Here is a 25537-nt window from a genome sequence, read left to right on the forward strand (position 1 = left end):
ATGGCCACCCGTCACTCCAAGCTCATCATCCTCGGCTCAGGCCCGGCGGGATATACGGCCGCGATCTATGCGGCGCGCGCCAATCTGTCGCCGCTGCTGATCTCGGGCATCCAGCCGGGGGGACAGCTGACCATCACCACCGACGTCGAGAATTATCCGGGCTTTTCCTCGGTGATCCAGGGGCCGTGGCTGATGGAGGAGATGCGCAAGCAGGCCGAGAGCATGGGGGCGGGCATGGTGTCCGACCACATCGCCAAGGTCGATCTCTCGCGTCGCCCGTTCCGGCTCGAGGGCGATGTCGGTGACGTCTATCTCGCCGACGCCCTGATCATCGCCACCGGCGCGCAGGCCAAATGGCTGGAGATCCCTTCGGAGGACAAGTTCCGCGGCTTCGGCGTCTCCGCCTGCGCGACCTGCGACGGCTTCTTCTTCCGCAACAAGAACGTCACGGTGGTGGGCGGCGGCAACACCGCCGTCGAGGAGGCGCTCTATCTCGCCAACATCGCGGCGAAGGTGACGGTGGTGCACCGGCGCGACCATTTCCGTTCGGAGAAGATCCTGCAGGACCGCCTCTTCAAGCACCCGAAGATCGAGGTGGTGTGGAACAGCGTCGTCGACGAGATCGGTGGGCACGACACCCCGCTCGGGGTCACCCATGTGAACCTGCGCGACGTCGAGACCGGGGTGGTCAGCCGGCACGAGACCGACGGCGTATTCATCGCCATCGGCCACAAGCCGGCTTCCGAACTGTTCGAGGGCCAGCTCGGCTTCAAGAACGGAGCCTATATCCAGACCGTTGCGGGGACCACCGCCACCGGCGTGGCGGGCGTCTACGCGGCCGGCGACGTCGCCGACGACGTGTACCGCCAGGCGGTCACCGCGGCCGGCATGGGCTGCATGGCTGCCCTGGAAGCGGAAAAATGGCTCGCTGCGCAGGAAGTCCACAGGGAAGCGGCTGAATAAATCGTTTTTTGCCGTAAATTTGCCACCCATTTCGAACTTCTCTGCGATGATATGATGTATGCATCGCGGGAGCCTCGGTTGCGGCCGCGGGATGGGCTGAACTGGGGGCCTCATGGACTGGGACAAGCTCAAAGTCTTTCACGCGGCTGCGGAAGCGGGCAGCTTCACGCATGCTGGCGATGTGTTGGGCCTGTCCCAATCGGCCGTCAGCCGCCAGGTCTCGGCGCTGGAAGCGGATCTGCGCACGCCGCTGTTCCACCGTCACGCGCGCGGCCTCATCCTGACCGAGCAGGGGGAGATGCTCTTCCGCACGACGCAGGACGTCATGCTCAAGCTCGAATCGGCGATGGGCGCCCTCACGGACAGCCGCGAGCGGCCGAACGGCGAATTGCGCCTGACGACGACGGTGGGACTCGGGACCTATTGGCTGACGCCGCGCATCGGCGAATTCCTCGACCTCTACCCCGATATCCGGCTCAAACTCCTGCTGACCGAGCAGGAACTGGATCTGGGCATGCGCGAGGCCGACGTGGCGCTGCGCCTGCGCCAGCCCGAGCAGGGCGACCTCATCCAGCGCCGGCTGTTCACCATGCATTTCCGCGTCTATGCCGCGCCCGAATATATCAAGCGCTTCGGTCAGCCGCGCAACATCGACGAGATCGATCGCCACCGCATCATCATGTTCGGCGGCAGCCCCGGCAGCTTCGTCCAGCAGGGGATGAACTGGCTGACCACCGCCGGACGCGATCCGAAGGATCCGCGCGAGCCGGTGTTCGAGGTCAACAATCTCGGCGGCGTGAAGACGGCGGTGGAGAAGGGGGTCGGCCTCGCGGTGCTGCCGGACTATCTGGTCGGCCGGGATTCGCCGCTGGTCCAGGTCCTGCCCGATGCGGAGATGCCGCTGATGGAGACCTATTTCGTCTATCCCGAGGAAATGAAGAATCTCGCCCGCATTCAGGTCCTGCGCGACTTCCTCGTCAGCAAGGCGCAGCGCTGGTCGTTCTGAGGTCGCGCCGGCCCCAAGCCAGGGCGCCGAATTCAGGCCAGCAAAAGCCGACGACGGGACGAGTGGGAGGCTGCTCGGTCACGGTCCGTCACGTCAGGCGAGCCGCCCGGCGGCGAGGAAAGAGAATCCGTGGGCGGGACGCCATCCTACGTCATGGATCCCTCGCTACGCTCGCCGGGGATGACGCATACGATGCCCGTTGAAATCAGCCTGAATTCGCAACCCTGAACCCCGCGCGCTGCCGTTCCAGGCACGCGGAACAAAGCCGCGCCTGCCGCGTTTTATGTTTCGTAGAGGACCGTCCGGCGGCTCACGGCGTGCTCGATAATATCTCGCAATCCCCGCCATCACAAATCTTCATGCGTCGACCCCTTTTGGGCTGGTCTGAGGTGTCAAGAGGCAGTGCCGAGGCCGTTGATTAAGTTTTATGCAAGAAAGATGCTTTTTTGGCGGCAGTTGCATCCATGCGCGGCACGCAGGGCCGGCATGTGCAGGAGGGGATTGTTCGGCGTGGGGGGCAGGCCTATTCTTTCAACTGTCAGCAGTTCGGGCCATCATCCTCCCGGTGGCGACCTTGAGCCGCTGACGTTCCCCTCTGGATGGTGACTTTTGGATTTTGTCCAAGCTCGGCCGGGTTCGTCCCGGCCGATTTTTTTTGGGCCGCGGCCTGCCCGAGAGCTTCTTATGAGCGCTCATGCCATCGGATCGGAGGCGCGCATCGCCGCGATCTCCCGGCTGCGCGGCTTCAGGTCGTCCATCGCCGTCTGCAGCATCAGCGCGAGATGCGGCTTGAGATAGCGCTTGGCCGGCGCCGGATCGGAGCGGGTGACCGCCAGATGGATCGCCGTGGTGAAGACCAAATCCTGCTCGGGCAGATAGCCCTGCCGCGAATAGCTCCAGCCATCGGGGAGCGTGCGCATGGTGAAGGCGCTGTTGGCGAGAAACACGCCGAAGCCGAGATAGACCGCGGCGAGATCGGTCAGATGCTCATCCTCATCCTCGTCGATCGGCGGCGGCTCCGCCGTCGGGGCGCGCAGGAGGTGGTGGGCGAGTTCATGCGCCATGGTCGCGATGAAGGATTGGGGATCGGCCAGCAGCTTGGAGGCGTAGGAGATCCGCGGCCTGTTATCGGCGACGGTGCCGATCCGGCCGCCCCAGCTATAGGTGCCGACGGCATGCTTGCCGTGGACGATCGGAAAAGGGCCGGCGCCATCTGGCGGCAGGCCGTCATCCGCGACGAGCACGATGCCGGATCCGGCAAAGCCGCCATAGCGCTGCACCTGCTCGAACAGGCGTTCGGCGAGCGCGTGGCCGGTCTCGCCATCCGTGACGAAGCAGCCGTCGCCGGGCACGATCGGGCGCCCGCCCGCCGGGCGCGCGCGCCCCGGGAAGCTGCGCGCCAGCCAGGCGAAATTGTCGAGATGCCATTGCGCGGCGTCGGCATCGAGCAGGGTCTTGCGACGAAATGGCCACATCGGCGGGCTCCGCGGGGAGACGGTCCGGCATAGGGGGAATCCGGGTCCCTGTCACCCCGGCACGCGTGAAAGGCAGGGGGGACAGGATGTCCGCAGCCCCGGGACGGTGCCGTACCCGCATGGCTTGACAGAGGAGGGCCCGCGCGCCAATGGCTTCGCATGGCCCAGATCCAGACCCTCTTCGTCACCAAGCTCTTCCGCGCCGAACTCGACGAGACGCAGGCGCCGCTCGCCGAGATCGACGCCACCTGCCGCTCGCTCGCCGAGGACGACGAGGCCGGCCAGGCCTGGTGCCGCAGGCACGGCTATGCCGGCTACACTTCCTATGCCTCGCTCAACGACCTGCCCTGGCGCTTCCCGGCGATCAAGAGGCTGGTGAAGGCGCTCGACATCCAGGTCGCCGCCTTCGCCAGGGAGCTCGAATTCGATCTCGGCCGTGACAGGCTGAAGCTCGACGACATCTGGGTCAACATCCTGCCGGAAGGCGGGGTGCACACCTCCCATATCCATCCGCGCTCGGTGATCTCGGGCACCTATTACGTCGCCACCCCCAAGGGGTCCAGCGCGCTGAAGCTGGAGGATCCCCGGCTCGGCCTGATGATGGCGGCGCCGCCCCGCAAGGCCAAGGCCTCCGCGGAGCAGAGGCCCTTCGTCTACGAGGCGCCGCAGCCCGGCACCGTGCTGCTGTGGGAGAGCTGGCTGCGCCATGAGGTGCCGCTCAACCAGTCGGCCGACGAGCGTATCAGCGTCAGCTTCAACTATCGGTGGCGCTGAGGCGCGCCGTCCTGCCGCAACCCGGTTCGACCGGCCTCCATCAATATTTCACCGATTTGGGCTTGGATGGCGTCGGGCAGGGCGGCAGCCTGCCGGGGCAGGGGGTATCGATGTTTTCCAGAGGGGATCTCGCCAAGATCGCCGTCGCGCTCGCCGCTTCGGTTCTGGCCGGCGTGCTGCATTTCACCGGATCGTCCTATGTCGCCGTCTTCGTCGTCGGTGCCGTCGCCCTCGGCGGGCTGGCGGCGACCATCGGCGAATCGACCGACCACCTCGGCGCCTATATGAGCCCCGCGGCGACCGGCATCGTGCAATCGGCGGTCGGAAACCTGCCGGAGCTCTGCGTCAGCATCTTCGCGCTCAAGGCCGGCCTCGTCACGGTGGTGCAGGCCTCGCTGATCGGCTCGATCCTCGGCAACAGCCTGCTCGTGCTCGGCCTCGCCTTCCTGGTCGGCAGCGCCCGCCACAAGGTCCTGGTCTTCGACGCGGCCGGGCCGCGCATGATCGCCGCCCTGCTGCTGCTCGCCGTCTCGGCGCTGCTGCTGCCGACGCTCGCCTCGCTGCTGCATCTGCCGGCCGGCGGGCACGAGGACAAGCTCGCCCTCGTCTGCGCCGGCGTGCTGCTGGTGGTGTTCGTCGTCTCGGTCCTGGCGACGCTGGAGGGGAGCCAGCGCACGGTCCCGGCCGATGTGCACGAGACGGGCGATCACTGGCCGCTCTGGCTGGCCCTGGCCGTGCTCGCGCTCGCCGGTATCGCCGCCCTGTTCGTGTCCGACTGGTTCGTGGAGGCCTTGTCGCCGGCGATCGAGGCGCTCGGCATGTCCCAGGCCTTCGCCGGCCTCGTCATCGTCGCCATCGTCGGCAATGCCGTGGAGAATGTGGTGGGCATCCAGCTCGCCGCCCGCAACCGCGCCGACCTCGCCATCAGCGTGATCCTCAACAGCTCGCTGCAGGTCGCGGTGGCGCTCATTCCCGTGCTGGTCTTCGCCAGCTATGTCATGGGCGGCGTGCCCTTCACCCTCGTCATCCCGCCGATGCTGGCGGTGGCGATGATGCTGGCGGCGATCATCGGCGTGGTGGTCACCGCGGACGGGCGTGCCGACATGGTCGACGGCGCCGCCCTGGTCGGGCTCTACGTCATCATCGCCGCCATCTTCTGGTGGGGGTGACCTGGGCGCGCGGACATCATGCCGATAGGGATCGGGATAAGCACATCAAGCCGTTCGGCATCGAAACGGGAAAGCCCATCGAGCCCGACGCCCGTCGGAGGTTGGCAGGCAGGGGCGTCCGGAGCGGGCTCATCCGCCAGTTTCACTCTGCGGGAAACAAGATGGCCTCATAGTCCTGCGCGCCGTTGAGAACGTGAAGGACGTCAATCTGGTCGACGGCAACCCGGTAGAAAATGAGATAGTTGCCATGAGGCCGACGGCGTACACCCTTGTGCTCGTACCGCGGTACCAGAGGAAAGGCCAAAGCCATGTCAGCCAGGCTTTCGCAACGCTCGCGCAGTTCCCGGGCAAAACTGAAGGCACGCAGGGGCGCATCTCGGGCGATGTAGTCGACGATCTCCTCCAGGTCCGCCTCGGCCTGGGGCTGTATGATAACCCGCATCAGTCTTTGCGGCGGGCAGCAGCGGCATATTTGGCTTCGAGACGGTCAAACACGACGCTCGCCGGCTTGCCTCGTCCGGCATCGGCATCGGCAATCCCCCGCGCAATGGCGGCATCCAGTGCCGCCAGGCGCTTTTCGCGTTCCTCGACCAGGCGAACGCCTTCGCGCATGACTTCGCTGCGCGAACGGTAGCGGCCCGTCTTCACCAAGCTATCCACGAACGATTCCAGGTGGGGACCAAGCTCTGCACTCGATGCCATTTCACCGTCCTCCTCTCGATATCGTAGCATCAGCCAATAACTATTATCAACACCGGGCGGGCCGGACCGCTGCCGACCGAGGAGGCCGAGGATCTGGTGGGGCGGAGATCGGCTTGTGGGTCGATCCCACGTGCGCGGACGTCCTGTCCGCTTTCCGAACCGCTGGGGGTGCAGGAGGGGAAGAGGCGGACGGGACGTCCGCGCACCCGGGACTACACGTCGATCTCGGCCAAGGCGGCGTCCAGGATGTCGAAGGCCTTCGCCAGTTCGGCGTCCGTGATCGTCAAGGGCGGGCAGAGCGTGACGACAGTGCCGCCGCCGAGCTTGAAGCTGAGGCCGCGTTCGAGGCAGGCATAGAGCAGCCGGTCGGCCCTGGCGTTGGCCTCGCGCGTATCCGTCCCGCCGATCTCGACGCCGAAATAGGCGCCGACGCCCCGGACGTCCCGCACGCAGGCGTGGCGCGCCTTGATCGCGGCGAGCCGTTCGAGGCCGGCCGCGCCGAGCGCACGCGCCCTCGCCAGCAGGTCCTCCTCTTCCAGCACGTCGAGCGTCGCCAGCGCGGCGGCGCAGCCGACGGGACTCTTCTCATGGGTATAGTGGCCGAGGGCCGCCTGCGGCGCGCAGTCGAGCCGCGCATCGGCGATGATCGCCGCCATCGGCATGATGCCGCCACCGAGGCCCTTGCCGATGACGAGGATGTCCGGCGTCGCGCCGGCCTGCTCGCACACGAACATCGTGCCGGTGCGCCCGAGGCAGCTCGGGATCTCGTCGAAGATCAGCAGCGTGCCGTGGCGCGTGCAGCTCTCGCGCACTCTCGGCCAGAAATCGGCCGGCGGCGGCTCGACCGTTGTCCAGCGCATCGGCTCGGCCAGCAGGGCGGCGACGTCGCCCTGCACTTCCAGCACATAGTCGATATAGTCGGCGAAGCGCTCGAAGGCGTCGCCGCCGCCGCCGAAGAAGCGTTCGGCCAGGCCGAGCGGCGGCAGATGCTCCGTGCCCGGCATCATCGGGCCGAGGTCGCGGCGGAACAGCGCCTCGCCGCCGACCGAGATGGCGTCGAGCGTGGCGCCGTGGAAGCTGTCCCACATCGACAGCGTCTTGTGGCGGCCGGTGGCGTAGCGCGCCAGCTTGAGCGCCATGCCGATGGCGGCGGCGCCGCTGGGGGCGAACAGCACCTTGTCGAGCGGATCGGGCGCGAGCGCGGCGAGGCGGGCCGCCAGCGCGATGGCGGTGCGGTTGGTGTAGCGGCGCGGGCAGAAGGGCAGGCGGTCCAGCTCCGCCTTGATCGCGGCGACCACCCGCGGATGGCCGTGGCCGAGCTGGTGGACGCTGTTGCCGTGGAAATCGAGGATCTGCCGGCCCTCGACATCGGTGAGCACGGCGCCCTCGGCGCGTTCGAGCACGTCGAGGCAGGGCGTCGACAGCGACTGGTGCAGGAAATGGCGCTCGTCGGCGTCCAGCAGCGCGACGGTGGCAGGCGCCAGCCCGGCCCGCCAGGCGGCGCGGGCGGGCGAGCGGTTGACGTCGCCCTCGCTCGGTGCCGGGTCCTCCTCGGCCGCCGTCACGGCCGCTCTCCGCGCGCCAGCCGCCCTTCGACGGCGTGGATGACGGGCAGGAGGTCGGCGACGCTGTCGACGACGTAATGCGCGCCGGCGGCCAGGAGCTTGTCGGCGGCCTCGCCCCGCAGGCGCCGGAAGTCATGCGCGGGCAAGGCCTGCGTCTCCTCCAGGGAGTAACCGAAAACGTTGCCGCTGACGGCGACGCCGATGGTCCAGGCGCCGGCATTGAGGCCTTCGGCGATGCCGACCTCGGTGTCGTCGACCTTCACGGCGTGCCAGGCCGGCCAGATGCCGAGGTCCAGCAAGGTGCGGTAGATCATCAGCGGCGTCGGGCGGCCCTGTGCGGTGTCGCCGGTGCATACGAGGCTGTCCGGCTCGAAGCCCTGCCGCGCGGCGACCGGCAGGATCTCGGCCATGATCTCCCTGGTATAGCCGGTGGTGGAGCCGATCTTCAGCCCGAGGGCGCGCAGCCCGCGCGCGGTCTCGGCGGCGCCGGGAATGAGCGTCGCGTGCCGGGCGGCCGAGGCGATGTTGCGCGGCACGAACACCTCGTAGAGGGCATCGATGTCGGCCTCGGTCGCCGGCCGGCCGTGCCGGGCCTGCCAGGCGGCGGCGACGCGCGGCAGGGCGAAGATCGCGGCGATATGCGGCCGCTTGGCCATCCCCATCGGGCCGCGCGCCTCCGCGATGGTGACGTCGACGCCGAACTGCCGGAAGGCGTCGACGAAGGCGCCCATCGGCGCCAGCGAGCCATGGTCGACGACGGTGCCGGCCCAATCGAAAATGACGGCTTTGAGATGTTTCATGGGGTTCATCGCGGGTTGGATGGGGCCGGGAGGCGGCTGCGCCCTATCATAGTCCCGGCGCGCGCCGGAGGGGCGGGATTTCCTATCGCGGCGCGGCAGCCCGCGTCGGGATCTTCGAGACGGCGGCGAGCACGAACAGCGTGAGGACGACGAGGAGCATGGTGAGCGCCGCGCCCTGGAACACCTCGCCGCGATCGGTCAGGCTGAAGATGCCGACGGGCATGGTGACCCAGCCGGGCGGGTAGACCATGACGGTGGCGCCGAGTTCGCCCATCGACAGCGCGAAGCTCAGGCTGAAGGCCGCGAGCAGATAGGGCATCATCAGCGGCAGCGTCACCCGCCGCAGCTTGTAGAACGGCCGGGCGCCGAGGCTTTCGGCAACCTGCTCGAAATCCGGCGACAGCCTCTCCAGCCCGGCCGAGACATTGCCGAAGGTGAAGGCCGAGATCAGCACGAGATGGGCGACCAGCACGATCGCCACGGTGCCGTTGAGGAGGACGGGCGGCTGGCTGAAGGCGACGAGCAGGCCGAGGCCGACCGACACGGACGGCACCGCGCTCGGAATGAAGAACAGCGGCGTCAGCAGGCGGCGGGGCAGGCGGCCCATGCCGCGCAGGGCGAGCGCGGCCCAGGCGCCGACGACGAGCGCGGCGAGGCTCGCCGCCGCGCCGGTGACGAGGCTGGTGGTGAGCAGGCCGGCGGAATCGCCCCGCAGCGCGTCGGCGTAATGGCCGAGGGTGAAGGCGCTGGGCAAAGCGTCGTTCCACTGGCCGGCCACGCTGGCCAGGAGGATGACCGCCAAAGGCAGCAGATAGATCACCAGGCCGAGGATGGCGGCGAGGCCCCAGGCCGCCGCCTTGCTGGCGCTAGACCACAGCAGCATGGGTGTTTCCGATCCTGGCGACGACGAGGCGATAGAGCGCGAACAGCGCCAGGGAGAGCGCGATGTTGATCATCGCGATGCCGCAGGCGGCGGAATAATCCGATTCCTGGATCGCCTTGTCGTAGATCAGCAAAGGCAGAGTGATCACCCCCTTGGCGCCGATGAACAGGACGATGCCGAACTCGTTCACCGTCAGCAGCAGGCAGAGGCTGCCGCCGGCGAGCAGGGCCGGCAGCGCGGCCGGGATGATGACGCGGCGCAGCACATAGGACGGCCGGGCGCCGAGGCTGCTCGCCACCTCGACCTGCGAGCGGTCGAGCAGCGAGAACGCCGCCATCAGCGGGCGCATGACGAAGGGCGTGTACACCGTCGTCTCGGCGAGGATGACGCCCCAGGCCGAATAGAGGAAGTGGATCGGCGGCAGGTCGAGATGCATCGCCTGCATCAGGCCGGCATTGAGGAGGCCGGCGGAGCCGTAGAGGAAGGTGAAGGCGAGGGTGACCAGGAAGGTCGGCAGGGCGATATAGGTGTCGATCAGCCGCGCGGCGAAGGCCACGCCCGGGAAGGGCACGAAGGAGAAGATGACGCTCAGCACCGAGCCGAGCAGGAGGCAGCCCAGCGTCGAGGCGAGCGCGATCTCCAGCGTGTTGAAGAGCGCGCCGAGAAAGGCATGCGAGGCGAGGACGTCGAGGATCGGCGCGGCCGAGGCCAGCCCGTCGGCGTCGGTGAAGGCCTGCTGGATGATCAGCGCCAGCGGATAGGCGAACAGGGCGGCGACGACCAGCGCCGGCGGCACCACCCATGCCGCGGCCGGCAGGCCTCTGCGGTCGCCGGTGCCGGGCGCCGGCGCGGCGCCGGCCTGGGCTGCGACATCCGCCATCTAGGCCGCCTCGTCGGCGATCAGCGTCGCGTCCTCGGCCGCGAAATAGAGCTCGACCGTGGTGCCGGGGGCCGGCGGCTCGCGCAGCGGCGCCGAGACGACGCGCACCGGCGAGGCATTGCCGCCGACCTCGACGGTGAGCGCATGGAGATCGCCCTGCCACTGGATGGCCTGCACCGTGCCGGTGACGGCGTTGCAATGGATCTCGTCGCGGCGCAGCACGAGGTCGTGCGGGCGGACGCACAGGAGCGCCTTCGCGCCGGCTTCCATCTGCGGATGGGCGGCCGCCAGCAGCGTGCCCGCGCCGAAGCGGACGCGCATGAAGGGCGTGCCCTGCTCGTGGCCGGCGACGGACACGTCGAGGAGATTGGCCCGGCCGAGGAATTCCGCCGCGAAGCGGTTGGGCGGGCGGCGGTAGAGCGCGTTGGACGGCGCATGCGCGGCGAGGCGGCCGCCCCGCATGATGGCGATGCGGTCGGCCAGCGTCAGCGCCTCGGCCTGGTCATGGGTGACATAGAGCACGGTGAGGCCGGGCAGCTCGCGGTGCAGCTTGGCGAGTTCCTCCACCATGGTGCGGCGGATCTGGGCATCGAGCGCGGAGAGCGGCTCGTCGAGCAGGAGGACGCGCGGCCGGATCGCCAGCGCGCGGGCGATGGCGACGCGCTGCTGCTGGCCGCCGCTCAGCTGGCGCGGATAGCGGCCCATGAAGTCGAGCATGCCGACCATGCGCAGGCTCGAGGCCACGCGCTCGCGCACGATGTCGCGCGCCGTCCCGCGGGCGTCGAGCCCGAAGGCGACGTTCTCCTCGACCTTCATATGCGGGAAGAGCGCGTAGTTCTGCACCACCATGCCGATGCCGCGCGCATAGGGCGGCAGGCGGGTGACGTCGGTATCGCCGATGGTGAGCCGGCCGGCCACGGGCCGCACGAAGCCGGCGAGGGCGCGCAGGGCCGTGGTCTTGCCGGAGCCGGAGGGGCCGATCAAAGCGAGGATCTCGCCCGGATCGATGTCGAGCGTCAGGCGGTCGACGATGGTCGACGCGCCATAGGCGATCGTCACCTCGTCGAAGCCGACGCGGCTGCCGGCCGCCGGGGCGGCGACCTGCGTCGCGGCACCGGCCTGCGCGTCCGCCTGCATGCTGAGCGATGCTGCCGTCATCTAAAGCAAAATGCGTTCAAGCATGGACGGTCCACCAATTTAACGTGCTGTTATCAAACGCATTTTGCGATTCTCGCTGATGCGATCCGAAGATGAAACGCTCTCGAGCAAAGCGCGTTTAGGCAGAAACGGCGCTTTGCTCTCACTCCTTGTTTTTCGACGCGTCTTTGCGTTTTGCCGATTCCGTCAAAACACAAAACGCTCTAGTTGCCGCTCGTGGCCTTCTGCCAGGCCGCGACGTCGGCCTTCAGCGTCTCCAGGACCTTGTCCCAGGCCGGCGTCCACACGGTGACGCCGTCCATCGCGTCATGGATCTTCTGGAAGTTCGCGTCGGTCGGCGTGACGTCCTTGCGCACCGGCAGGCCGATGGCCACGGAGCTGACGGCCGACTGGGCGTCCTTGCTGAGCAGGAAGTCGATCAGCTTCTTGCCGTTGTCGCCGTTGGGCGCGCCGTGCACGAGGCCGACATAATAAGGCAGGGCGAAGGTCGAGCGCTTGCCGTCCGGACCAGCCGGCCAGAACACGCGGATGTTCGGATTGTCGGCCATCTGCGCCATGTTCATCTGCAGGTCGCCATTGGCGACATAGAGCTCGCCCTTGTTGACGAGGGCCGTCAGCTTGCCGGTGGAGGCGGAGGGGCCGACATTGTTCTCCTGCAGCTTCTTCAGGAAGTCGAGGCCGGCTTCCTTGCTGCCATAGGCGTGGAAGACCTCGATCATCACCGCGGTGCCGTCGCCGGCCTGGCCGGGCGTGGAATACTGGATCTTGCCCTTGAACTTCGGATCGAGCAGGTCGGCGAAGGTCTTGGGCGCGTCCTTCAGCACCGAGCCGTTGTAGATGAAGTTCATGTAGTTGTTGACGAGGGGCTCGAAGCGGCCCTTGGCATCCTTGTCGGCGGCGGGAATCTGGTCCGCCCCGGCCGGCTCATAGGCCTGGAGCAGGCCCTCGGCGGCGGCGCGCTGGATGAAGGGCGGCAGCGTCACCAGGACGTCGGCCTGCGGGTTGGACTTTTCCTTGGCGATGCGCTCGACGACGCCGCCGGAGCCGCCCTCGATATACTGCACCTTGATGCCGGTGGCCTTGGTGAAGGCGTCGAACTCGTTCTGGTACCAGTTCGGCGTGCCGTCATGCAGCCCGTCGGCGCTGTAGATCGTGACGACGTCCGAAGCGGCCCAGGCCTGCGACAGGCATGCGGGCGAGAAAGCAGTGGCACAGAGCAGCGCGGCGCCGAGCAAGGTCTTCATGGGTGTCATTCCGGTTCATCGATCCCGTCGATGCGCGCATCGGTAAGGCACGCAGATGAAGCTATTGTGACGTTGACAAACACCGGTACAGCGCGCCGCGAATACTTCGCGCGAGGGGGCGGTAACGCAGCCGGGAGGGGCGATCACCGATCGCCCTTCTTGGAAGCGAAGAGCGTGCGGGAGAGGAGAAGGTCGATCGGTGATCGACCCGGACGCCGTTATGCCGGCACACCGTGCGCCGACCCGTAGAGTTCGTCGATCACCTCCTCGGCGATGGCGAAGGAGGTGCTGGCCCCGGTGCCGCTGGTGATCAGCACGATGCGCAGGGCGTCGGACGGCCGGTCGACCAGCATCAGGCGGTCGGCGGCGGAGGCGTAGGTGCCGGTCCAGCGCTCGACCACGGGCGGCAGGGGGCCGTCGAACACCTCGGCATATTCGTCGAGGATGAGATCGTCGACGCGGGTCGGCGCGAAGGGCGGCGGCGTCGCGGCATAATGATGGGAATCGCCGACCACCAGCGAGCCGTCGGCGCTGCGCACGACGATGAGATGCACGCCATTGTCGAGATGGGCGGCCTGCTCGGCTTCGAGGCGGCGCGCCAGGGCCGCCGCCGCCGGCAGCTCGGCATAGCCGAGATAGCGCACCATGCCGAGATCGGACATCACCGCCGGCAAGGCAGGGTCGAACGCCGCCGGCGCCAGCCGCATCATGTGGAGGAGACAGCGCCGGAGGCCGTAGGCGGCGATCCGCTCCGGATGCAGGGTGCGGAAATCGTCGCCCGGGCAGACCACCACGGCGCCGGCCTCGAAGGCGCCGGCGCTGGTTTCGAGCCGCGGCGGCGCAGCGGCATGCACCGCCGTCTGATAGTGGAAGACCACGCCATGGCGTTCGGCGAGCCAGGCGGCGAGCTGCGGGATCGCCTCGCGCGATTCGACCCGCATCTCGTGCGGGCTGTAGAGCGCCCCGGCGAAGCGCCCGGCGCGCAGGCCGGCGCCGTAGTCCGCGAGACCCGCGGGTTCGACGAGGCGGCATTCGGCGCCCATCTCGGTGGCGAGGAAGTCCTCGATGACGCGGCGCGCCTCCGGCCGGCGCGCGACGGTGAGGAGGCCGCGCTGCAGCACCGGGATGCGCGCGGCTTCGGCGACCTCGGACCAGACCTCGCGCGAGCGCATGGCCCGCGCCCAGCATGCGCCCGCCTGCTGCCCGGTGATGGTGATGAAGCCGAAATTGCGGATCGAGGCGCCGTTGGCCTGGGCGTCGCGGTCGAACACCACGACGCGCTTGCCGCGCCGGGCGGCGGCGAGGGCATGGGCCAGCCCGCAAATGCCGGCGCCGACGACGGCGAGATCGAAGGAACGAGCGGAAGCGGACATGGGATACGCACGGGGTGAGATGGCAGGGGAGGCGGACAGTAACCGCCCTTATGCGACGTCTTCGTGACGGAGGAAAGTGGGCCGGAGGCGCGGATGGCCTCCCGGGAGTGCGGACGTCTCGTCCGCTCTTGTTCCCGGTGGGACGAACCGCGGCCCGAACAATCGACAAGGAAACGGATTTTTTGTAACTAAAATTTAAAAAACTCTAAGTGCAGGAGGAAGTGAACGTAAAGCCAATTTGCGGTATCGTCTGTCAAGAAAAGCTTTAGAATGTATCTTCACTAACATTTCCTTTTGCTTATTATTTATAAGATTATTGTGAAAAACACTTATAAGCATAAGAAATTTAGAATGCGTGATTCCGCTAGCTCTAGAAGAGTTTTTTGCACGAAGAATAGATCTAATTCTCCCAGCGCCTCGTAATGTATCGCTAAGCTGCCTATGAAAATCCAATACCTCTTCGACGCCACTGTTGCTCACACTCGTCAGTAATGTTTCAAATCTATCAAAATATTTTGTCCGAAGAAATAAGGGGTACATGCCAGCTACCATTCTTCCGAACTGTCGATCATTTCGCCAAACATCGTAGCCGTCTTCAATAAGTGAAAGTATGACGCCGGGCGCACCGTATTTTGAAAGCAACCAGATTGCAGCATAAAAGCCAAAATTTCCTCTTCTTGCAATTGAACGACTGATGCCCCTTATCTCAACGGCCTCGTATCTCCTTCCCGTTGAAGTCATATCGACAATTGTACCTGCCGCTTTAATAATTGCAGCGTCATCCACAATTTCAGGATCTTCAATATAAGATCTCAACAGATCAAGCCACTTTTTCGTAAGTGGACGTGACGCCAAGTAGTCCAAGACCGCCTGTCTACAGCCGGGACGATCCTTAAGAATTTGCCGTAATGGAGCAAGCGGTAGATTAGCCTTCGCGATCTTAGCCAAACCAAAAAGTCTCTTAACTATCTTCTCTCCCCAACCGTCTTTAAAATGGCCTCGGATGACAATTTGTTTGATAATTTTTGAAAGTAAATATGCTATTTTTACTAAAGGTTTTCCGCCGGTGATCTTTCGATCTATGTAACGCTCAAACTTATCAATTCGCCTATTTTCGTCAACACAGAAGTATCTAATAGCTTCGGTTGCACTCAAAATTATTGTTTTCCCTGAATTTAAGCGAACATGACGCGTATGCAAAATAATATCTATATCACGAAGTAGAGACTTTCCTTCAGATATAGACCAAACGCCAAGTTTTATATCATCCATGTACCTAGTATAGCTTACGCCTTTTTTGGTAACGTAGGCATCCAAATCGTATAGAAAGCAATGTGCAAGTATTCTTGGTGCGTCTAGATCTATTTGTGGTAAGCCTATATCCACCCTAGGCATATAATCAGGCTGCCAAAGCATTCCATCTAATGTAAAAATCAAAAGATCCAGAGTCGCTTCGCTGGCGGAAATATATGATGAAATTACATTTCTTAAAAGAACGTATCCAATGCAGTCATAATAATTGGCGATATCCGTCACCACGATGAATTTATTCACTTCGATCATGTCATAAATTTTATCTTTAAATTTCAACCAAGCGGCAAAACTACCATAGTCGGGGCCATCGAAGCGCCTACCTCTAAAACGAGTTTGATCAGGCTCAAAGTAAGCACTTGGGGAGGGAGCCTTGCCACGAATAGAATGAAAGAGTGCATCAGAAAGCCTCTGAAGTACAAGAGAGTCGTCAACGGTTGGCAGCGCGATCTGCCGGCAAATCCCCTTAGATTTTTCAACCAGAACTCTAATAGGTTGCTGCGGTCTATAAGTTCCACCGCAAATTTCAGCTGAAATTCGTCTACAGTTGTTGTCTAGATCAACATGAAAGTCCAAATTTTCAATCGGATCCGGCAGCATTCTCTCACGAAGCTTAGTTCGAATATCTTCACGCCAAGTGCGTTTCAACGCACTCGGTCGAAACAAATCTTGTAACTCTTTCTCTCGGAGGGAAAAACGAGGTGATCGCACTTTTTGATTCCAACATTCGTATTAGGACGTTCACGTTCTTTAACATGGTGCCCGCCCTTTTAGGGGCATATACACATAGGGCAGACGAATCGGTTAAGGCTAAGGGATAATGAGTGCGGAATCAAAAGAAGCGGCGAAAGCTTTACGTTCTCGAATGTGGAAGACGCGTGGGTCACGGTTCGTTGCCCAGGCGCGATATAGAGGCCAAAATTTGCTGTCAATTTGGTCTATAAGTGTACTTTCCATTTACGTAATTGCTCTCTCTCTAGTAGCTTTGCTATTTGAAGCGGAATTAAATCACATTGACCTTAAGGTGATAAATGCGGCTAATGTCGTCCTTTCAGTTTGTATTATTGCGTTTAGCTTAATTGAATTCTCTCGGGATTATCTCGGAGCGGCAGAGGCAATGAATTCCTCTGCCTTGGAGATTGGTAGATTATATGGAGAGATTTCCGTTCGTTACGAGGATGAGGGAATTTCCCAAGAAGAGGTTGCTGAATTCGATCGTCGTTATTCGAATATACTAGAGAAATATCCTAATAATCATCGAGACATGGACTACAGAATATTTCAGATGTCTAATCCGAGGCAGTTCAACGAGTGGTGGGTAAAGTGTATAATTACCAGAGCTATCGCGCGAGTGGTAATTTGTTTGAGAGTCTGGATGACATATTTGTTCGCGATGCTGGCGCCTCTATTAGGAGCGATTGTATATTATATTATATGGAGGTGATCTATCGCCGCGTTTCCAAACAGCCTCTCCGGGCCTCCTATGAACAGATCACCGCGCTCGGACGCGGCCGCCGCTTCGGCGTGGAGGAGCAGGCACGCATCCGGGCGATGATCGGGGAGGGTTATGGCGCGCAGGCCTTTGCCGATCTGAGCGTCGAGACCGGCGGCGCGCCCTTCGATGCCGTGCTCGGCGATCTCGTTTCCGCCGTGGCGCGGCGCATCGGGCGGTGAGGGCGGGGGTCATCCCGGACGCGATGCGGCACGAAGTGACGCTTCGCAGATCCGGGACCGTCGGGCCGATAGAGGCGCTCTTTTCGGCTTGCGGTTCCGTGTCTGCATCGCACCCCTGCGGGGTGCCATGCGCACGGGATGACAGCGTGGCCGGGCTTGCTCGCCCCCTGGCCTCGAAAGGCGGGGGCGTGATACCCTTGGGGAACCTCGGATGGCGCGGACGCATTCCCTGTTCGCGGCGCCTGCCCGGAATGCGTGCAACGCCGGACCGGCACCGGCTGGAAAGGGAGGGACGAGCGATGGTCGCCAAGAACACGATCTGCCTGTGGTACGACAAGGAGGCCGAGGAAGCGGCCCGCTTCTATGCCGGGATCTTTCCCGACAGCGGCGTGCACGCCGTCCACCGCGCCCCGGGCGACTATCCGTCGGGCAAGGAAGGCGACGTGCTCATGGTCGAATTCACCGTCGCCGGCATTGCCTGCCTCGGCCTCAATGGCGGGCCGGCGATCAAGCACAATGAAGCCTTCTCGTTCCAGATTTCCACCGACGACCAGGAAGAGACCGACCGCTACTGGAACGCCATCGTCGGCCATGGCGGCCAGGAGAGCGCCTGCGGCTGGTGCAAGGACCAGTGGGGCGTCTCCTGGCAGATCACGCCACGCGTTCTGATGGAGGCGATGGCGGCCGGCGGCGCCGAGGCCAAGCGCGCCTTCGATGCCATGATGACGATGCACAAGATCGACGTCGCCGCGATCGAGGCGGCCCGGCGCGGGGCGGGGGCGTAGGGCCGATCCCGCGGCGGTCAGCCGGCCCGGATCGCCGTATCGTCGTGCAGCTGCCGGGCGAAATCGGGATAGGTCTCCGCCAATTCGTCGAACACCCGGCTGCGGAGGAGATCCAGGGTGCGGGCGCAGGGCAATTGCGTCGAGGCCGTCTCGGCATCGTGCTCGAAGGCGAAGCCGGTCTCGGCCACGATTTCCGGCAGGCTGTGGCCGGGGTGGATCGATTCGAGCCGGAAGCCGCGCCGCGTCTTGTCGAAGGAGAACAGGCCTCGCCCGGTGAGCAGGGCATGGGGGCCGCCTGTCCGGTAGACGCCGCTGTCGCTCGCGCCGGGCGCGCTGATGAAATCGACGCGATCGACGAGGACCCTTCGCGTATGCTCCTCGCGGAAGAGAATGACGCGGGGGATGACGTAATAGAGAAAGGCGGAGCCGAACGAGCCCGGCCAGCGCACCGCCGACGTCGGATAGGGCCCGGTGCCGACGAGATTGATGTTGCCGTGGCCGTCGATCTGGCCGCCGCCGAGGAAGAAGGCGTCGATGCGCCCCTGCGCGGCGCAGTCGAACAGTTCGGCGCCGCCATTGGTGAAGAAATTGTGCCTGACCGAGCCCAGGATCGAGAGCCGCACGGGCGCCTCGCCGCTGCCTTCCTTCAGGGCGCGCAGCAGCATGGCGCCGGCGGCCGGGATCGGCGAGGAGGCGCCGACGGCGACGTGGCGGGTACCGTCGAGCAGCCGTGCGATGGTCACGATCAGGAGTTCGCGCGGCGTGACGGGCGGGGCGATGGCGTTCCCCTTCATGGCGTTCCCCTTCATGGCGCGGCCCCGACGGCGCTGTCGTCCCGCATGAAGCCGGCGAGATAGTCGTCGAAGCCGGCCTGGCTGCGCGCGGCCTTCGCATAGCGCTTGAGCTCGGCGGTGTCGGCGGCATACTCGCCCCACAGGCCGTAGGGCCGGGCGCCGCGCGGCGCGACCGCGACGCCGCGGACATAGAGCGAGGGCAGCACGCCCGCCGCCAGGATCTCGCTATCGAGGAGGTCGTCCTCGGTGATGCGCTCGACGGTGGCGAGGACGCTCCGGGCGGCATAGGCCATGGCGGCGAGTTCGCGCCGCCGGCCGATCCAGACATTGCCGGCCCGGTCCGCCAGCGGCGCATGGAAGATGGCGAAGTCGACGTGAATGGCGGGAACGAGGACGATCGGATCGGGATCGGCGGCCATGGGATTGTCGATCACCGTCCAATCCGGCCGGTTGGCCAGGACATCCGAACCGATCAGCCCCCGGATCGGCATGAAGGGCACGCCTTTCTGGGCCGCCATCAGGCCGGCATGCACCGCCGGGCAGGTCGCATCCCGGATGGCGAGCGCGCCTCGACCGACCGCATCGGTAAAACGGGGCGCTCCGCCGGCTTCGCCCAGCGACACGGCGCTCGTCTCGATCGAGGACACCAGGCCGGCGCCGATCAGCATGTCGGCCTGCATCCCGCCGGTCGGCACGCAGACGAGGTGGAGATTATCCGGCCCGGCGGCGATGATGGCGCGGGTCATCGCCATCGACACGCCGGCATAGTCGGCGGGCAGCGCCAGCCGCGATCCCGGCGTGATCAGTTCGGCCCATTGCTGCAGGTTGGAAGACATCGGCGGGGCCTCGTGGCAGGCATGAGCGTGTCGGAAGCCGGCCGCGGCCGGTTCGCTGCACAATGACCATCCCCCCGAGACGAAATCCAGCATTCCCTTCGCGGCGGCCGGAAACCGCAAGGCCACCCGGCGCGTTGCCGGTGTTCGCCTGGCGCCGCGAAATCGGATCTTGCGTCGGCGCGATTGCGGCTTAGTTCTACAGGGCCTCTTCCGGCTGTCGTCGCTTACCAAAGGAGTAAGGATTGGACCTCGATCACGCTCTCCAATCCGTCGTCGCCCTCCATGCCACCATTCCGGAGGACGGCTTCACGGCAGCCAGCCTGGGGACGGAAAGGGTGGGCAGCGGCGTGGTCATCCGCGAGAGCGGCCTCGTCCTCACCATCGGCTACCTGATCACCGAGGCCGAGAACATCTGGCTGACGAGTTCCGGCGGGCGGGTCGTCCCGGCCCATGCGCTCGCCTATGACCAGGAGACCGGCTTCGGGCTGGTGCAGGCGCTCGACCAGCTCGACCTGCCGGCCATCGAACTCGGACGGTCGGGTGAGGCCCGGCGGGGCGATTCCGTCGTCATCGCCGGCGGCGGACGCGCGCCCTTCGTGCAGTCCAGCATCATCGGCAAGCAGGAATTCGCCGGCTATTGGGAATATCTGCTCGACGAGGCGATCTTCGTCGCCCCCGCCCATCCCCTGTGGGGCGGCGCCGGCCTGCTCGATGCCGAGGGCAGGCTCCTCGGCATCGGTTCCCTGCTGATGCAGCAGATGGCCGGCAGCGGCAAGACGCAGGACATCAACATGATCGTGCCGATCGACCTGCTGCCGCCGATCCTCGACGACCTCCTGGCCTATGGCCAGGTCAACAAGCCGCCGCGGCCCTGGCTCGGCGTCTACTCGGCGGAAAGCGACGGCAAGGTCGTGCTCGCCAACGTCGCCGGCAAGAGCCCGGCCGCTTCGGCCGGCCTGCGCCAGGGCGACGTCGTCGCCGGCGTGCGCGACCTCGGCATCGACGGCCTCGCCGATTTCTACCGCAAGGTGTGGAGCAGCGGCCCCGCCGGGACCGAGATCCCGATCGAGGTGGTGCGCGAGGGGCGCAGCCTGTGGGTCCGCGTCCGCTCCGCCGACCGCGGCAGCTTCCTGAAGCGGCCGCGCCTGCATTGAGGGGCGGGCCGCTGGCCTGCAGAACAGAGCGCGATTTTTCTTCTCCCGGGTCGGGAGAAGGTGGCGCGAAGCGCCGGATGAGGGCCTGAACTTCGACAATCGAGGTGCGGATATCGGCTTATCCGCGTCGAGTCCGGCCCGGGAGAAGGCGGCTGATCCCCTATCCCGGCCCCTGTCGGCCCGTCATTCCTTGGCGCGACCCCTGCGGGGCGATCCGCCCGCGCGGGGCGACCTGGGCTCCCGGGCTTCGGTGCTGCGCTCGCGCGGGGGGCGGGCGTCCCGGGGCTCCTCGCCGCCGTGGTCGCGATAGGGCTGGATGCGGATGTTCTCCTCGTCCGGCTTGCGGACATTGGCCGCGAAATGCTCCGAGGCTTCCTTGGAGATCTCCACCACCGTCTCGTTGTCGAGGATGCGGATCGTGCCGATGTCGCGGCGCTTGACGCCGCCGCGGCGGCACAGCATCGGCAGGATCCATTTCGGATCGGCATTGTTGCGGCGGCCGATGCTCAGGCGGAACAGCGTCATCTCGCCGCTGTCGGGCGGGCCGGCATCGTCGCGTTCGAAACGGGGCGCGCGTTCGGTCCGCTCGGGGCGCTCGGGGCGCTCGGCCCGCTCGGGACGTTCGGTCCGTTCCTGGCGCTCCGGTCGTTCGAACCGGGCCGGGCGGTCGCTCTTCTCGAAACGCGGCGGCCTGTCGTCGCGCTCGAAACGCGCCGGACGATCGTCCCGTTCGAAGCGCGACGGCTTCTGGCGGCTGTCGCGGCGCTCGAAGCCCTGGCCGGGATCGGTCACTTCCTCCGGCTCGGGCAGGCGCGAACGGTAGACGCGGGCGAGGGCGGCGGCGATGTCCTCGGGGCGGCGGTTCTCCAGCAGCAGCTTGCCGATGGCGAGATCCTCCTCGCCGGCCGGTTCGGTCAGCAGGGGATCGTCGAGCATGCGCTCGCGGTCGAGCCGGCGGATCTCGTCGGCCTGGGGCGGGCCGGCCCATACCGGCTTGATGCCGGCCTGGTTCAGCATCATCTCGGCCTTGCGGCGGCGCGACATCGGCACCAGCAGCGCGCTGATGCCCTTGCGGCCGGCGCGGCCGGTGCGGCCGGAACGGTGCTGCATCTTCTCGACGTCATGCGGCAGGTCGGCATGGATGACGAGGCCGAGATTGGGCAGGTCGATGCCGCGCGCCGCCACGTCGGTGGCGATGCAGACCTGGGCATGGCCGTCGCGCAGGGCCTGCAGGGCCTGGTTGCGCTCGTGCTGGCCGAGCTCGCCCGACAGCAGCACGACGGAAAAGCCGCGCTCGCGCAGCGTCGCATGCAGATGGCGCACCGATTCGCGCGTGTTGCAGAACACGATCGCCGTCGGCGGCGCGATCAGGCGCAAGAGGTTGACGACGGCGTGCTCGGTCTCCTTCGGCGCGATGCGGATGGCGCGGTATTCGATGTCGGCATGGGCGCGCTCGGCGGTCTTCACCTCGATGCGCAGCGCGTTCTTCTGGTATTCGCGCGCAATGGCGACGATGCCCTTGGGCATGGTCGCGGAGAACAGCAGCGTGCGCCGGTCCTCGGGAGCCGCCTTCAGGATGAATTCGAGGTCCTCGCGGAAGCCGAGGTCGAGCATCTCGTCGGCTTCGTCGAGCACCACCGCCCTGAGGGCGGACAGATCGATGCCGCGGCGCTCGATATGGTCGCGCAGCCGGCCGGGCGTGCCGACCACGATATGGGCGCCGTCGGCGAGGAGGCGGCGCTCGCGCCGCGGATCCATGCCGCCGACGCAGGAGACGATGCGCCCGCCCGCCTTCTGGTACAGCCAGGTGAGCTCGCGCTCGACCTGGATGGCGAGTTCGCGCGTCGGCGCGATCACCAAGGCGAGGGGGAGATGGGCCTCCTCGAAGGTCGGGTCGTCGCCGAGGAGGTCGGCGGCGATGGCGAGGCCATAGGCGACCGTCTTGCCGGAGCCGGTCTGCGCGGAGACCAGCAAGTCGCGGCCGGCGGTCTCGTCGGCCATGACGGCGGATTGAACCGGCGTCAATTCATCATAGCTGCGTTCGGCCAGGGCCTGTCGCAGCGCCGGATTCATGGGGGGTAACGTCACGGAAAAACCTGTCGGAGGGCGGAAAGCCTGAAGGGAATCGGAATGCGGGAAGCGGACCGCCGGACGGGATCCGGCATGCCGGATGCAAAGACCGATTCTCGCGTTGGTTCACCTGTTGCGGTGCACATACAGCAAATGAAGCGCAAAAGCGAGCGTGAAGGCGGGATGCGGCCATGCGCCGGGAGCGGGCGGGCAAATCGGCGCGGCCCACGCAAAATCGGTTGCAAAGGCGCTGCAGGCTGCCGAAAGGAAGAGGGAATCGAAGGAGCGGCAAGCGCATGCACGGATCGGCGGCCCCGGGCGAAACCTTTGCGGCCTATTTCGCCCGCTATCTGATCGCCCGGCGCGGATACGCCGCGGGGACCCAGCCCGAATTGCAGCCTCTGGCGCGGGCCTGCGACCAGGTGCTCGTCAGGACCGGTGGGGCCGGCCTCGAGATCGCGGCCATCGTCGACCGCGAGGCAGATCCCGAGCGCAGCTTCGGCCTGTCTGCGGAGGAAACCGCGGCCGTCGCTCAGGCCTGCCGTCCGCGTGCCGGGCGGGCGGCACGCGCCGGCCTGCCGGTGACGATCACCGTCTACGAGATCGGTCCCGGCGTCGTCGATCTGCCGAACATGGCGCGCCTGGCGCCCTACCGGCGCGAGGGCCTGTCGTCGAAGAGCGTGCTCCGGGCCTGGCTTCTCGATACCGAGACGCGGCAGGCCTGGACCAACATGGCCTTCGGCGGCCGCTTCGGCCCGAGGCGGGCGATGGAGAGACTGCTCGGCGCGCCCCGCCTCGACGAGGCCAGGCTCGCGCCGAGGCGGCGCGAGATCGCCGACAGGCGGCGGGCACCCGTCCTCACCTTCGCCCTGATCGCCCTGCTGGCCGCGATCTTCGCCGGCGAGGCCGGCCTCGGCCTCGACAGGACGGCGGGCCTGCTGACGCCGTCGCTGCGCACGCTCCAGGCCTTCGGCGGCCTGAGCTATCCGCTCGTCGTCGACGGCGGGCAATGGTGGCGCCTGTTCACCGCGCCGCTGCTCCATGCCGACGCCGTCCATATCTTCTTCAACGTCCTCGCTCTGTTCCTGATCGGGCGCGTGCTGGAGCCGCTGATCGGCTGGCGCTGGATGGCGGGCGTCTTCGCGATCAGCGCTCTCGGCGGCTCGCTGGCCTCGCTCGCCGTCAATCCGCACGACCTCATCGGCGTCGGCGCTTCCGGCGGCATCGTCGGCCTGTTCGCCGCCGGCCTGATCGCCTCCTTCCGCATGCCGGCGGGCGTCCTGCGGTCGCGCCTGCAGGCCCGCACCGTCTACGGCCTGCTGCCGGCGCTGCTGCCCTTCTTCAACGCGGCCCGGGAGGGCTCGCGGATCGACTACGGCGCCCATGCGGGCGGGGCCGCCGCCGGCGCCGCCATGGGACTCGTGCTGCTGGCGCTGTGGCCCGGCTATCGTCCGCGCCCGCGCTGGGCCAATGCCGGCGCCGCGCTCGGGGCGCTGTTCTTCGCGGTGGCGGCCGGCGCCGCCGTTCCGCTCGCCGAGGGCTATCGGCGGCAGGGCCTGCTGGCCGCCGACTGGCCGGCCGACATCAAGGCGCAGATCGCCGAAGCCCCGGCCGCCGAGGCCCGCTATCCCCACGATCCGCGCGTGCGCTTCGTGCGGGCGCTGATGCTGTCGCAGGCCGGCGACCGGGCGGGCGCCGAAGCGCAGCTGCGCGCGGCGCTGGCGGAAAAGGAGATCCTGCGTAACGATTTCACGCCGGAGTTCGAAGCCAACCTCACTGCCTTCCTCGCCGCCATCCTCTATGAGGAAGGCCGGACGGACGAGGCGGCGAAAACCGCGAAGCCGGTCTGCGGCGCCGTGGCGACCCGCTATTTCGCAGACCTGCTCGCGCAGCGGCGGCTCTGCCCCTGAGGGCCGGGTATTTCCCGGGGTGGGCGGACGTCCCTCCCCATGCGCCTGGATAAGCGCGCGATGGAGGGTCGATCACCGATCGACCTCTTGCTCTCCCGCACGCTCTGCGTTTCCCGGAGAGGACGGGACGTCCATGGGCGCTAAGTTCGCAGAAAATGGCGCGATTTTCCTTCTCCCGGCTGGGAGAGGGCGGCAGGTTCGATATCTCAGCGCCCAGAGCGGGACGTCCGCGCACCCGGGAATGCCCGACCGGCGGCTTGTGCTTGTTCGATAAATATCGAATGATGTGATGGTGTTTGCCGCCTTATCCCTTTCCCCATCGAGTAGCCATTGCCATGACCAAGCTCACCCTGATCAGCTTCCCCACCTGTCCCTTCGTGCAGCGCGCCATCATCGCGCTGAAGGAGAAGAACGTCGATTTCGACGTCGTCTATATCGACCTCGCCGCCAAGCCCGACTGGTTCCTGGCGATCTCGCCGCTCGGCAAGGTGCCGGTGCTGCGGGTCGAGCGGCCCGGCCAGCCCGAGGCGGTGATCTTCGAAAGCTCGGTCATCGTCGAATTCCTGGAGGAGACCGCCCCCGGCGCCAGGCTGCACCCGGCCGATGCGGTGGATCGGGCCCGGCATCGCGCCTGGATGGAGTTCGGTTCGACGGTGATCGGCGACATCTGGCGCCTGACCACGGCCGGGACCGCGGCCGACCTCGCGACGGCGCGCGAGGCGCTCGTGGCCAAGCTCGGCCGCCTGGAGGAGACGCTGGGCGAGGGACCCTATTTCGCCGGCGCCGATTTCAGCTATGTCGACGCCGTCTTCGCGCCGGCCTTCCGCCAGATCGACGCGATCGAGACGATCCACCGGACCGGCCTGCTCGACGCCTTCCCGAGGGTCAAGGCCTGGAGCAAGGCGCTGGCGGCGCGTCCGAGCGTCAAGGCCGCCGTTCCCGCCGACTTCATCGATCTCTTCCTGGGGCGCCTGCGCCTGCACGATGCGCAGATCCTGAAGGCGGCCTGAC

General features: G+C 66.0%; 24 protein-coding genes. 10 read left to right on the forward strand and 14 right to left on the reverse strand.

The features are described 5' to 3' along the window. Both trxB and J3R73_RS08045 read left to right on the forward strand, forming a co-directional pair. Positions 1-963, forward strand: coding sequence for a thioredoxin-disulfide reductase (gene trxB, locus J3R73_RS08040; protein WP_307424777.1), 963 nt, complete (start codon positions 1-3; stop codon positions 961-963). A gap of 112 nt (positions 964-1075) precedes the next feature. After that, positions 1076-1969 carry a LysR family transcriptional regulator gene (locus J3R73_RS08045; RefSeq protein ID WP_307424780.1) on the forward strand — a complete coding sequence of 298 codons (894 nt, stop codon included), beginning with the start codon at positions 1076-1078 and terminating at the stop codon, positions 1967-1969. A gap of 692 nt (positions 1970-2661) precedes the next feature. On the opposite strand, the gene J3R73_RS08050 is transcribed toward J3R73_RS08045, so the two are convergent. Then, the gene (locus J3R73_RS08050) at positions 2662-3444 is read right to left on the reverse strand and encodes a hypothetical protein (RefSeq protein ID WP_307424783.1); all 783 of its coding nucleotides are present in this window, start codon (positions 3442-3444) and stop codon (positions 2662-2664) included. Positions 3445-3603: 159 nt separating this feature from the next. Between J3R73_RS08050 and J3R73_RS08055 the strand changes: the two genes are divergently transcribed. Next, positions 3604-4218 (forward strand): TIGR02466 family protein, encoded by a 615-nt coding sequence (locus J3R73_RS08055; protein ID WP_307424785.1) that lies wholly within the window; start codon positions 3604-3606, stop codon positions 4216-4218. A gap of 110 nt (positions 4219-4328) precedes the next feature. Continuing rightward, positions 4329-5387, forward strand: coding sequence for a calcium:cation antiporter family protein (locus J3R73_RS08060; RefSeq protein WP_307424787.1), 1059 nt, complete (start codon positions 4329-4331; stop codon positions 5385-5387). 142 nt (positions 5388-5529) lie between these two features. Here J3R73_RS08060 and J3R73_RS08065 read toward each other — a convergent pair whose 3' ends face one another. The 10 genes from J3R73_RS08065 to J3R73_RS08110 form a co-directional block, all read right to left on the reverse strand. Continuing rightward, a complete protein-coding gene (locus tag J3R73_RS08065; RefSeq protein WP_307424791.1) occupies positions 5530-5829 on the reverse strand; it encodes a type II toxin-antitoxin system RelE/ParE family toxin in 300 nt (99 codons plus the stop codon). Further along, positions 5829-6089, reverse strand: coding sequence for a type II toxin-antitoxin system ParD family antitoxin (locus J3R73_RS08070; protein ID WP_307424794.1), 261 nt, complete (start codon positions 6087-6089; stop codon positions 5829-5831). Before J3R73_RS08070 ends, J3R73_RS08065 begins: the two co-directional genes overlap by 1 nt. 212 nt (positions 6090-6301) lie before the next feature. Next, positions 6302-7654 (reverse strand): (R)-1-hydroxy-2-aminoethylphosphonate ammonia-lyase, encoded by a 1353-nt coding sequence (pbfA, locus tag J3R73_RS08075; protein WP_307424798.1) that lies wholly within the window; start codon positions 7652-7654, stop codon positions 6302-6304. Beyond that, positions 7651-8463, reverse strand: coding sequence for a phosphonoacetaldehyde hydrolase (phnX, locus tag J3R73_RS08080; RefSeq protein WP_370879866.1), 813 nt, complete (start codon positions 8461-8463; stop codon positions 7651-7653). The genes pbfA and phnX overlap by 4 nt, the downstream gene beginning before the upstream one ends. A gap of 73 nt (positions 8464-8536) precedes the next feature. Next, positions 8537-9337 (reverse strand): ABC transporter permease subunit, encoded by an 801-nt coding sequence (locus tag J3R73_RS08085; protein ID WP_307424803.1) that lies wholly within the window; start codon positions 9335-9337, stop codon positions 8537-8539. Beyond that, positions 9321-10217 carry a 2-aminoethylphosphonate ABC transporter permease subunit gene (locus J3R73_RS08090; protein ID WP_307424808.1) on the reverse strand — a complete coding sequence of 299 codons (897 nt, stop codon included), beginning with the start codon at positions 10215-10217 and terminating at the stop codon, positions 9321-9323. Before J3R73_RS08090 ends, J3R73_RS08085 begins: the two co-directional genes overlap by 17 nt. Further along, on the reverse strand, positions 10218-11375 hold the full coding sequence (locus J3R73_RS08095) for an ABC transporter ATP-binding protein (protein WP_307424811.1): 1158 nt from the start codon (positions 11373-11375) through the stop codon (positions 10218-10220). Between the two features lie 203 nt (positions 11376-11578). Further along, positions 11579-12619 (reverse strand): 2-aminoethylphosphonate ABC transporter substrate-binding protein, encoded by a 1041-nt coding sequence (locus J3R73_RS08100; RefSeq protein ID WP_307424813.1) that lies wholly within the window; start codon positions 12617-12619, stop codon positions 11579-11581. 218 nt (positions 12620-12837) lie between these two features. Next, positions 12838-13992 carry a TIGR03364 family FAD-dependent oxidoreductase gene (locus tag J3R73_RS08105; protein WP_307424816.1) on the reverse strand — a complete coding sequence of 385 codons (1155 nt, stop codon included), beginning with the start codon at positions 13990-13992 and terminating at the stop codon, positions 12838-12840. Between the two features lie 195 nt (positions 13993-14187). Continuing rightward, positions 14188-16014: an RNA-directed DNA polymerase gene (locus J3R73_RS08110; protein WP_307424819.1), complete on the reverse strand. Its 1827-nt coding sequence runs from the start codon at positions 16012-16014 to the stop codon at positions 14188-14190. Between the two features lie 109 nt (positions 16015-16123). On the opposite strand from J3R73_RS08110, the gene J3R73_RS31510 reads away from it, so the two are divergent. From J3R73_RS31510 to J3R73_RS08120, 3 genes are all read left to right on the forward strand, one after another. Beyond that, the gene (locus tag J3R73_RS31510) at positions 16124-16747 is read left to right on the forward strand and encodes an SLATT domain-containing protein (RefSeq protein WP_370879868.1); all 624 of its coding nucleotides are present in this window, start codon (positions 16124-16126) and stop codon (positions 16745-16747) included. Beyond that, entirely contained in the window at positions 16738-16977 is a 240-nt protein-coding gene (locus J3R73_RS08115; protein WP_307424821.1) for a hypothetical protein, read from the forward strand. The genes J3R73_RS31510 and J3R73_RS08115 overlap by 10 nt, the downstream gene beginning before the upstream one ends. Positions 16978-17276: 299 nt before the next feature. Continuing rightward, positions 17277-17762, forward strand: a complete 486-nt coding sequence (locus J3R73_RS08120; RefSeq protein WP_307424824.1) for a VOC family protein — start codon at positions 17277-17279, stop codon at positions 17760-17762. 17 nt (positions 17763-17779) lie between these two features. Here J3R73_RS08120 and J3R73_RS08125 read toward each other — a convergent pair whose 3' ends face one another. Together J3R73_RS08125 and J3R73_RS08130 are read right to left on the reverse strand one after the other, a co-directional pair. Further along, positions 17780-18556 carry a CoA transferase gene (locus J3R73_RS08125; protein WP_307424827.1) on the reverse strand — a complete coding sequence of 259 codons (777 nt, stop codon included), beginning with the start codon at positions 18554-18556 and terminating at the stop codon, positions 17780-17782. 11 nt (positions 18557-18567) lie between these two features. Beyond that, positions 18568-19392 (reverse strand): CoA transferase subunit A, encoded by an 825-nt coding sequence (locus tag J3R73_RS08130; protein WP_307424829.1) that lies wholly within the window; start codon positions 19390-19392, stop codon positions 18568-18570. A gap of 242 nt (positions 19393-19634) precedes the next feature. Here J3R73_RS08130 and J3R73_RS08135 point away from each other — a divergent pair, with 242 nt between their 5' ends. Then, entirely contained in the window at positions 19635-20546 is a 912-nt protein-coding gene (locus J3R73_RS08135; protein ID WP_307424832.1) for a S1C family serine protease, read from the forward strand. A 183-nt stretch (positions 20547-20729) separates the two neighbouring features. Here J3R73_RS08135 and J3R73_RS08140 read toward each other — a convergent pair whose 3' ends face one another. Beyond that, the gene (locus J3R73_RS08140; protein ID WP_370879869.1) at positions 20730-22634 is read right to left on the reverse strand and encodes a DEAD/DEAH box helicase; all 1905 of its coding nucleotides are present in this window, start codon (positions 22632-22634) and stop codon (positions 20730-20732) included. A 278-nt stretch (positions 22635-22912) separates the two neighbouring features. Between J3R73_RS08140 and J3R73_RS08145 the strand changes: the two genes are divergently transcribed. Both J3R73_RS08145 and J3R73_RS08150 read left to right on the forward strand, forming a co-directional pair. After that, positions 22913-24526, forward strand: coding sequence for a rhomboid family intramembrane serine protease (locus tag J3R73_RS08145; protein WP_307424835.1), 1614 nt, complete (start codon positions 22913-22915; stop codon positions 24524-24526). 335 nt (positions 24527-24861) lie between these two features. Continuing rightward, positions 24862-25536, forward strand: a complete 675-nt coding sequence (locus tag J3R73_RS08150; RefSeq protein WP_307424839.1) for a glutathione S-transferase family protein — start codon at positions 24862-24864, stop codon at positions 25534-25536. The last annotated feature ends 1 nt before the right edge of the window (position 25537 follow it).

The sequence above is a fragment of the Labrys monachus genome, from assembly GCF_030814655.1.
In the GTDB taxonomy this organism is placed as follows: Bacteria; Pseudomonadota; Alphaproteobacteria; order Rhizobiales; family Labraceae; genus Labrys; species Labrys monacha.

Excerpts from the sequence above, each read along its gene's own strand:
- trxB (WP_307424777.1), top strand. The coding sequence starts at position 1 with ATGGCCACCCGTCACTCCAAGCTCATCATCCTCGGCTCAGGCCCGGCG.
- J3R73_RS08045 (WP_307424780.1), top strand. The coding sequence starts at position 1,076 with ATGGACTGGGACAAGCTCAAAGTCTTTCACGCGGCTGCGGAAGCGGGC.
- J3R73_RS08050 (WP_307424783.1), bottom strand. The coding sequence starts at position 3,444 with ATGTGGCCATTTCGTCGCAAGACCCTGCTCGATGCCGACGCCGCGCAA.
- J3R73_RS08055 (WP_307424785.1), top strand. The coding sequence starts at position 3,604 with ATGGCCCAGATCCAGACCCTCTTCGTCACCAAGCTCTTCCGCGCCGAA.
- J3R73_RS08060 (WP_307424787.1), top strand. The coding sequence starts at position 4,329 with ATGTTTTCCAGAGGGGATCTCGCCAAGATCGCCGTCGCGCTCGCCGCT.
- J3R73_RS08065 (WP_307424791.1), bottom strand. The coding sequence starts at position 5,829 with ATGCGGGTTATCATACAGCCCCAGGCCGAGGCGGACCTGGAGGAGATC.
- J3R73_RS08070 (WP_307424794.1), bottom strand. The coding sequence starts at position 6,089 with ATGGCATCGAGTGCAGAGCTTGGTCCCCACCTGGAATCGTTCGTGGAT.
- phnX (WP_370879866.1), bottom strand. The coding sequence starts at position 8,463 with ATGAACCCCATGAAACATCTCAAAGCCGTCATTTTCGATTGGGCCGGC.
- J3R73_RS08085 (WP_307424803.1), bottom strand. The coding sequence starts at position 9,337 with ATGCTGCTGTGGTCTAGCGCCAGCAAGGCGGCGGCCTGGGGCCTCGCC.
- J3R73_RS08090 (WP_307424808.1), bottom strand. The coding sequence starts at position 10,217 with ATGGCGGATGTCGCAGCCCAGGCCGGCGCCGCGCCGGCGCCCGGCACC.
- J3R73_RS08095 (WP_307424811.1), bottom strand. The coding sequence starts at position 11,375 with ATGACGGCAGCATCGCTCAGCATGCAGGCGGACGCGCAGGCCGGTGCC.
- J3R73_RS08100 (WP_307424813.1), bottom strand. The coding sequence starts at position 12,619 with ATGAAGACCTTGCTCGGCGCCGCGCTGCTCTGTGCCACTGCTTTCTCG.
- J3R73_RS08105 (WP_307424816.1), bottom strand. The coding sequence starts at position 13,992 with ATGTCCGCTTCCGCTCGTTCCTTCGATCTCGCCGTCGTCGGCGCCGGC.
- J3R73_RS31510 (WP_370879868.1), top strand. The coding sequence starts at position 16,124 with ATGAGTGCGGAATCAAAAGAAGCGGCGAAAGCTTTACGTTCTCGAATG.
- J3R73_RS08115 (WP_307424821.1), top strand. The coding sequence starts at position 16,738 with ATGGAGGTGATCTATCGCCGCGTTTCCAAACAGCCTCTCCGGGCCTCC.
- J3R73_RS08120 (WP_307424824.1), top strand. The coding sequence starts at position 17,277 with ATGGTCGCCAAGAACACGATCTGCCTGTGGTACGACAAGGAGGCCGAG.
- J3R73_RS08125 (WP_307424827.1), bottom strand. The coding sequence starts at position 18,556 with ATGAAGGGGAACGCCATCGCCCCGCCCGTCACGCCGCGCGAACTCCTG.
- J3R73_RS08130 (WP_307424829.1), bottom strand. The coding sequence starts at position 19,392 with ATGTCTTCCAACCTGCAGCAATGGGCCGAACTGATCACGCCGGGATCG.
- J3R73_RS08145 (WP_307424835.1), top strand. The coding sequence starts at position 22,913 with ATGCACGGATCGGCGGCCCCGGGCGAAACCTTTGCGGCCTATTTCGCC.
- J3R73_RS08150 (WP_307424839.1), top strand. The coding sequence starts at position 24,862 with ATGACCAAGCTCACCCTGATCAGCTTCCCCACCTGTCCCTTCGTGCAG.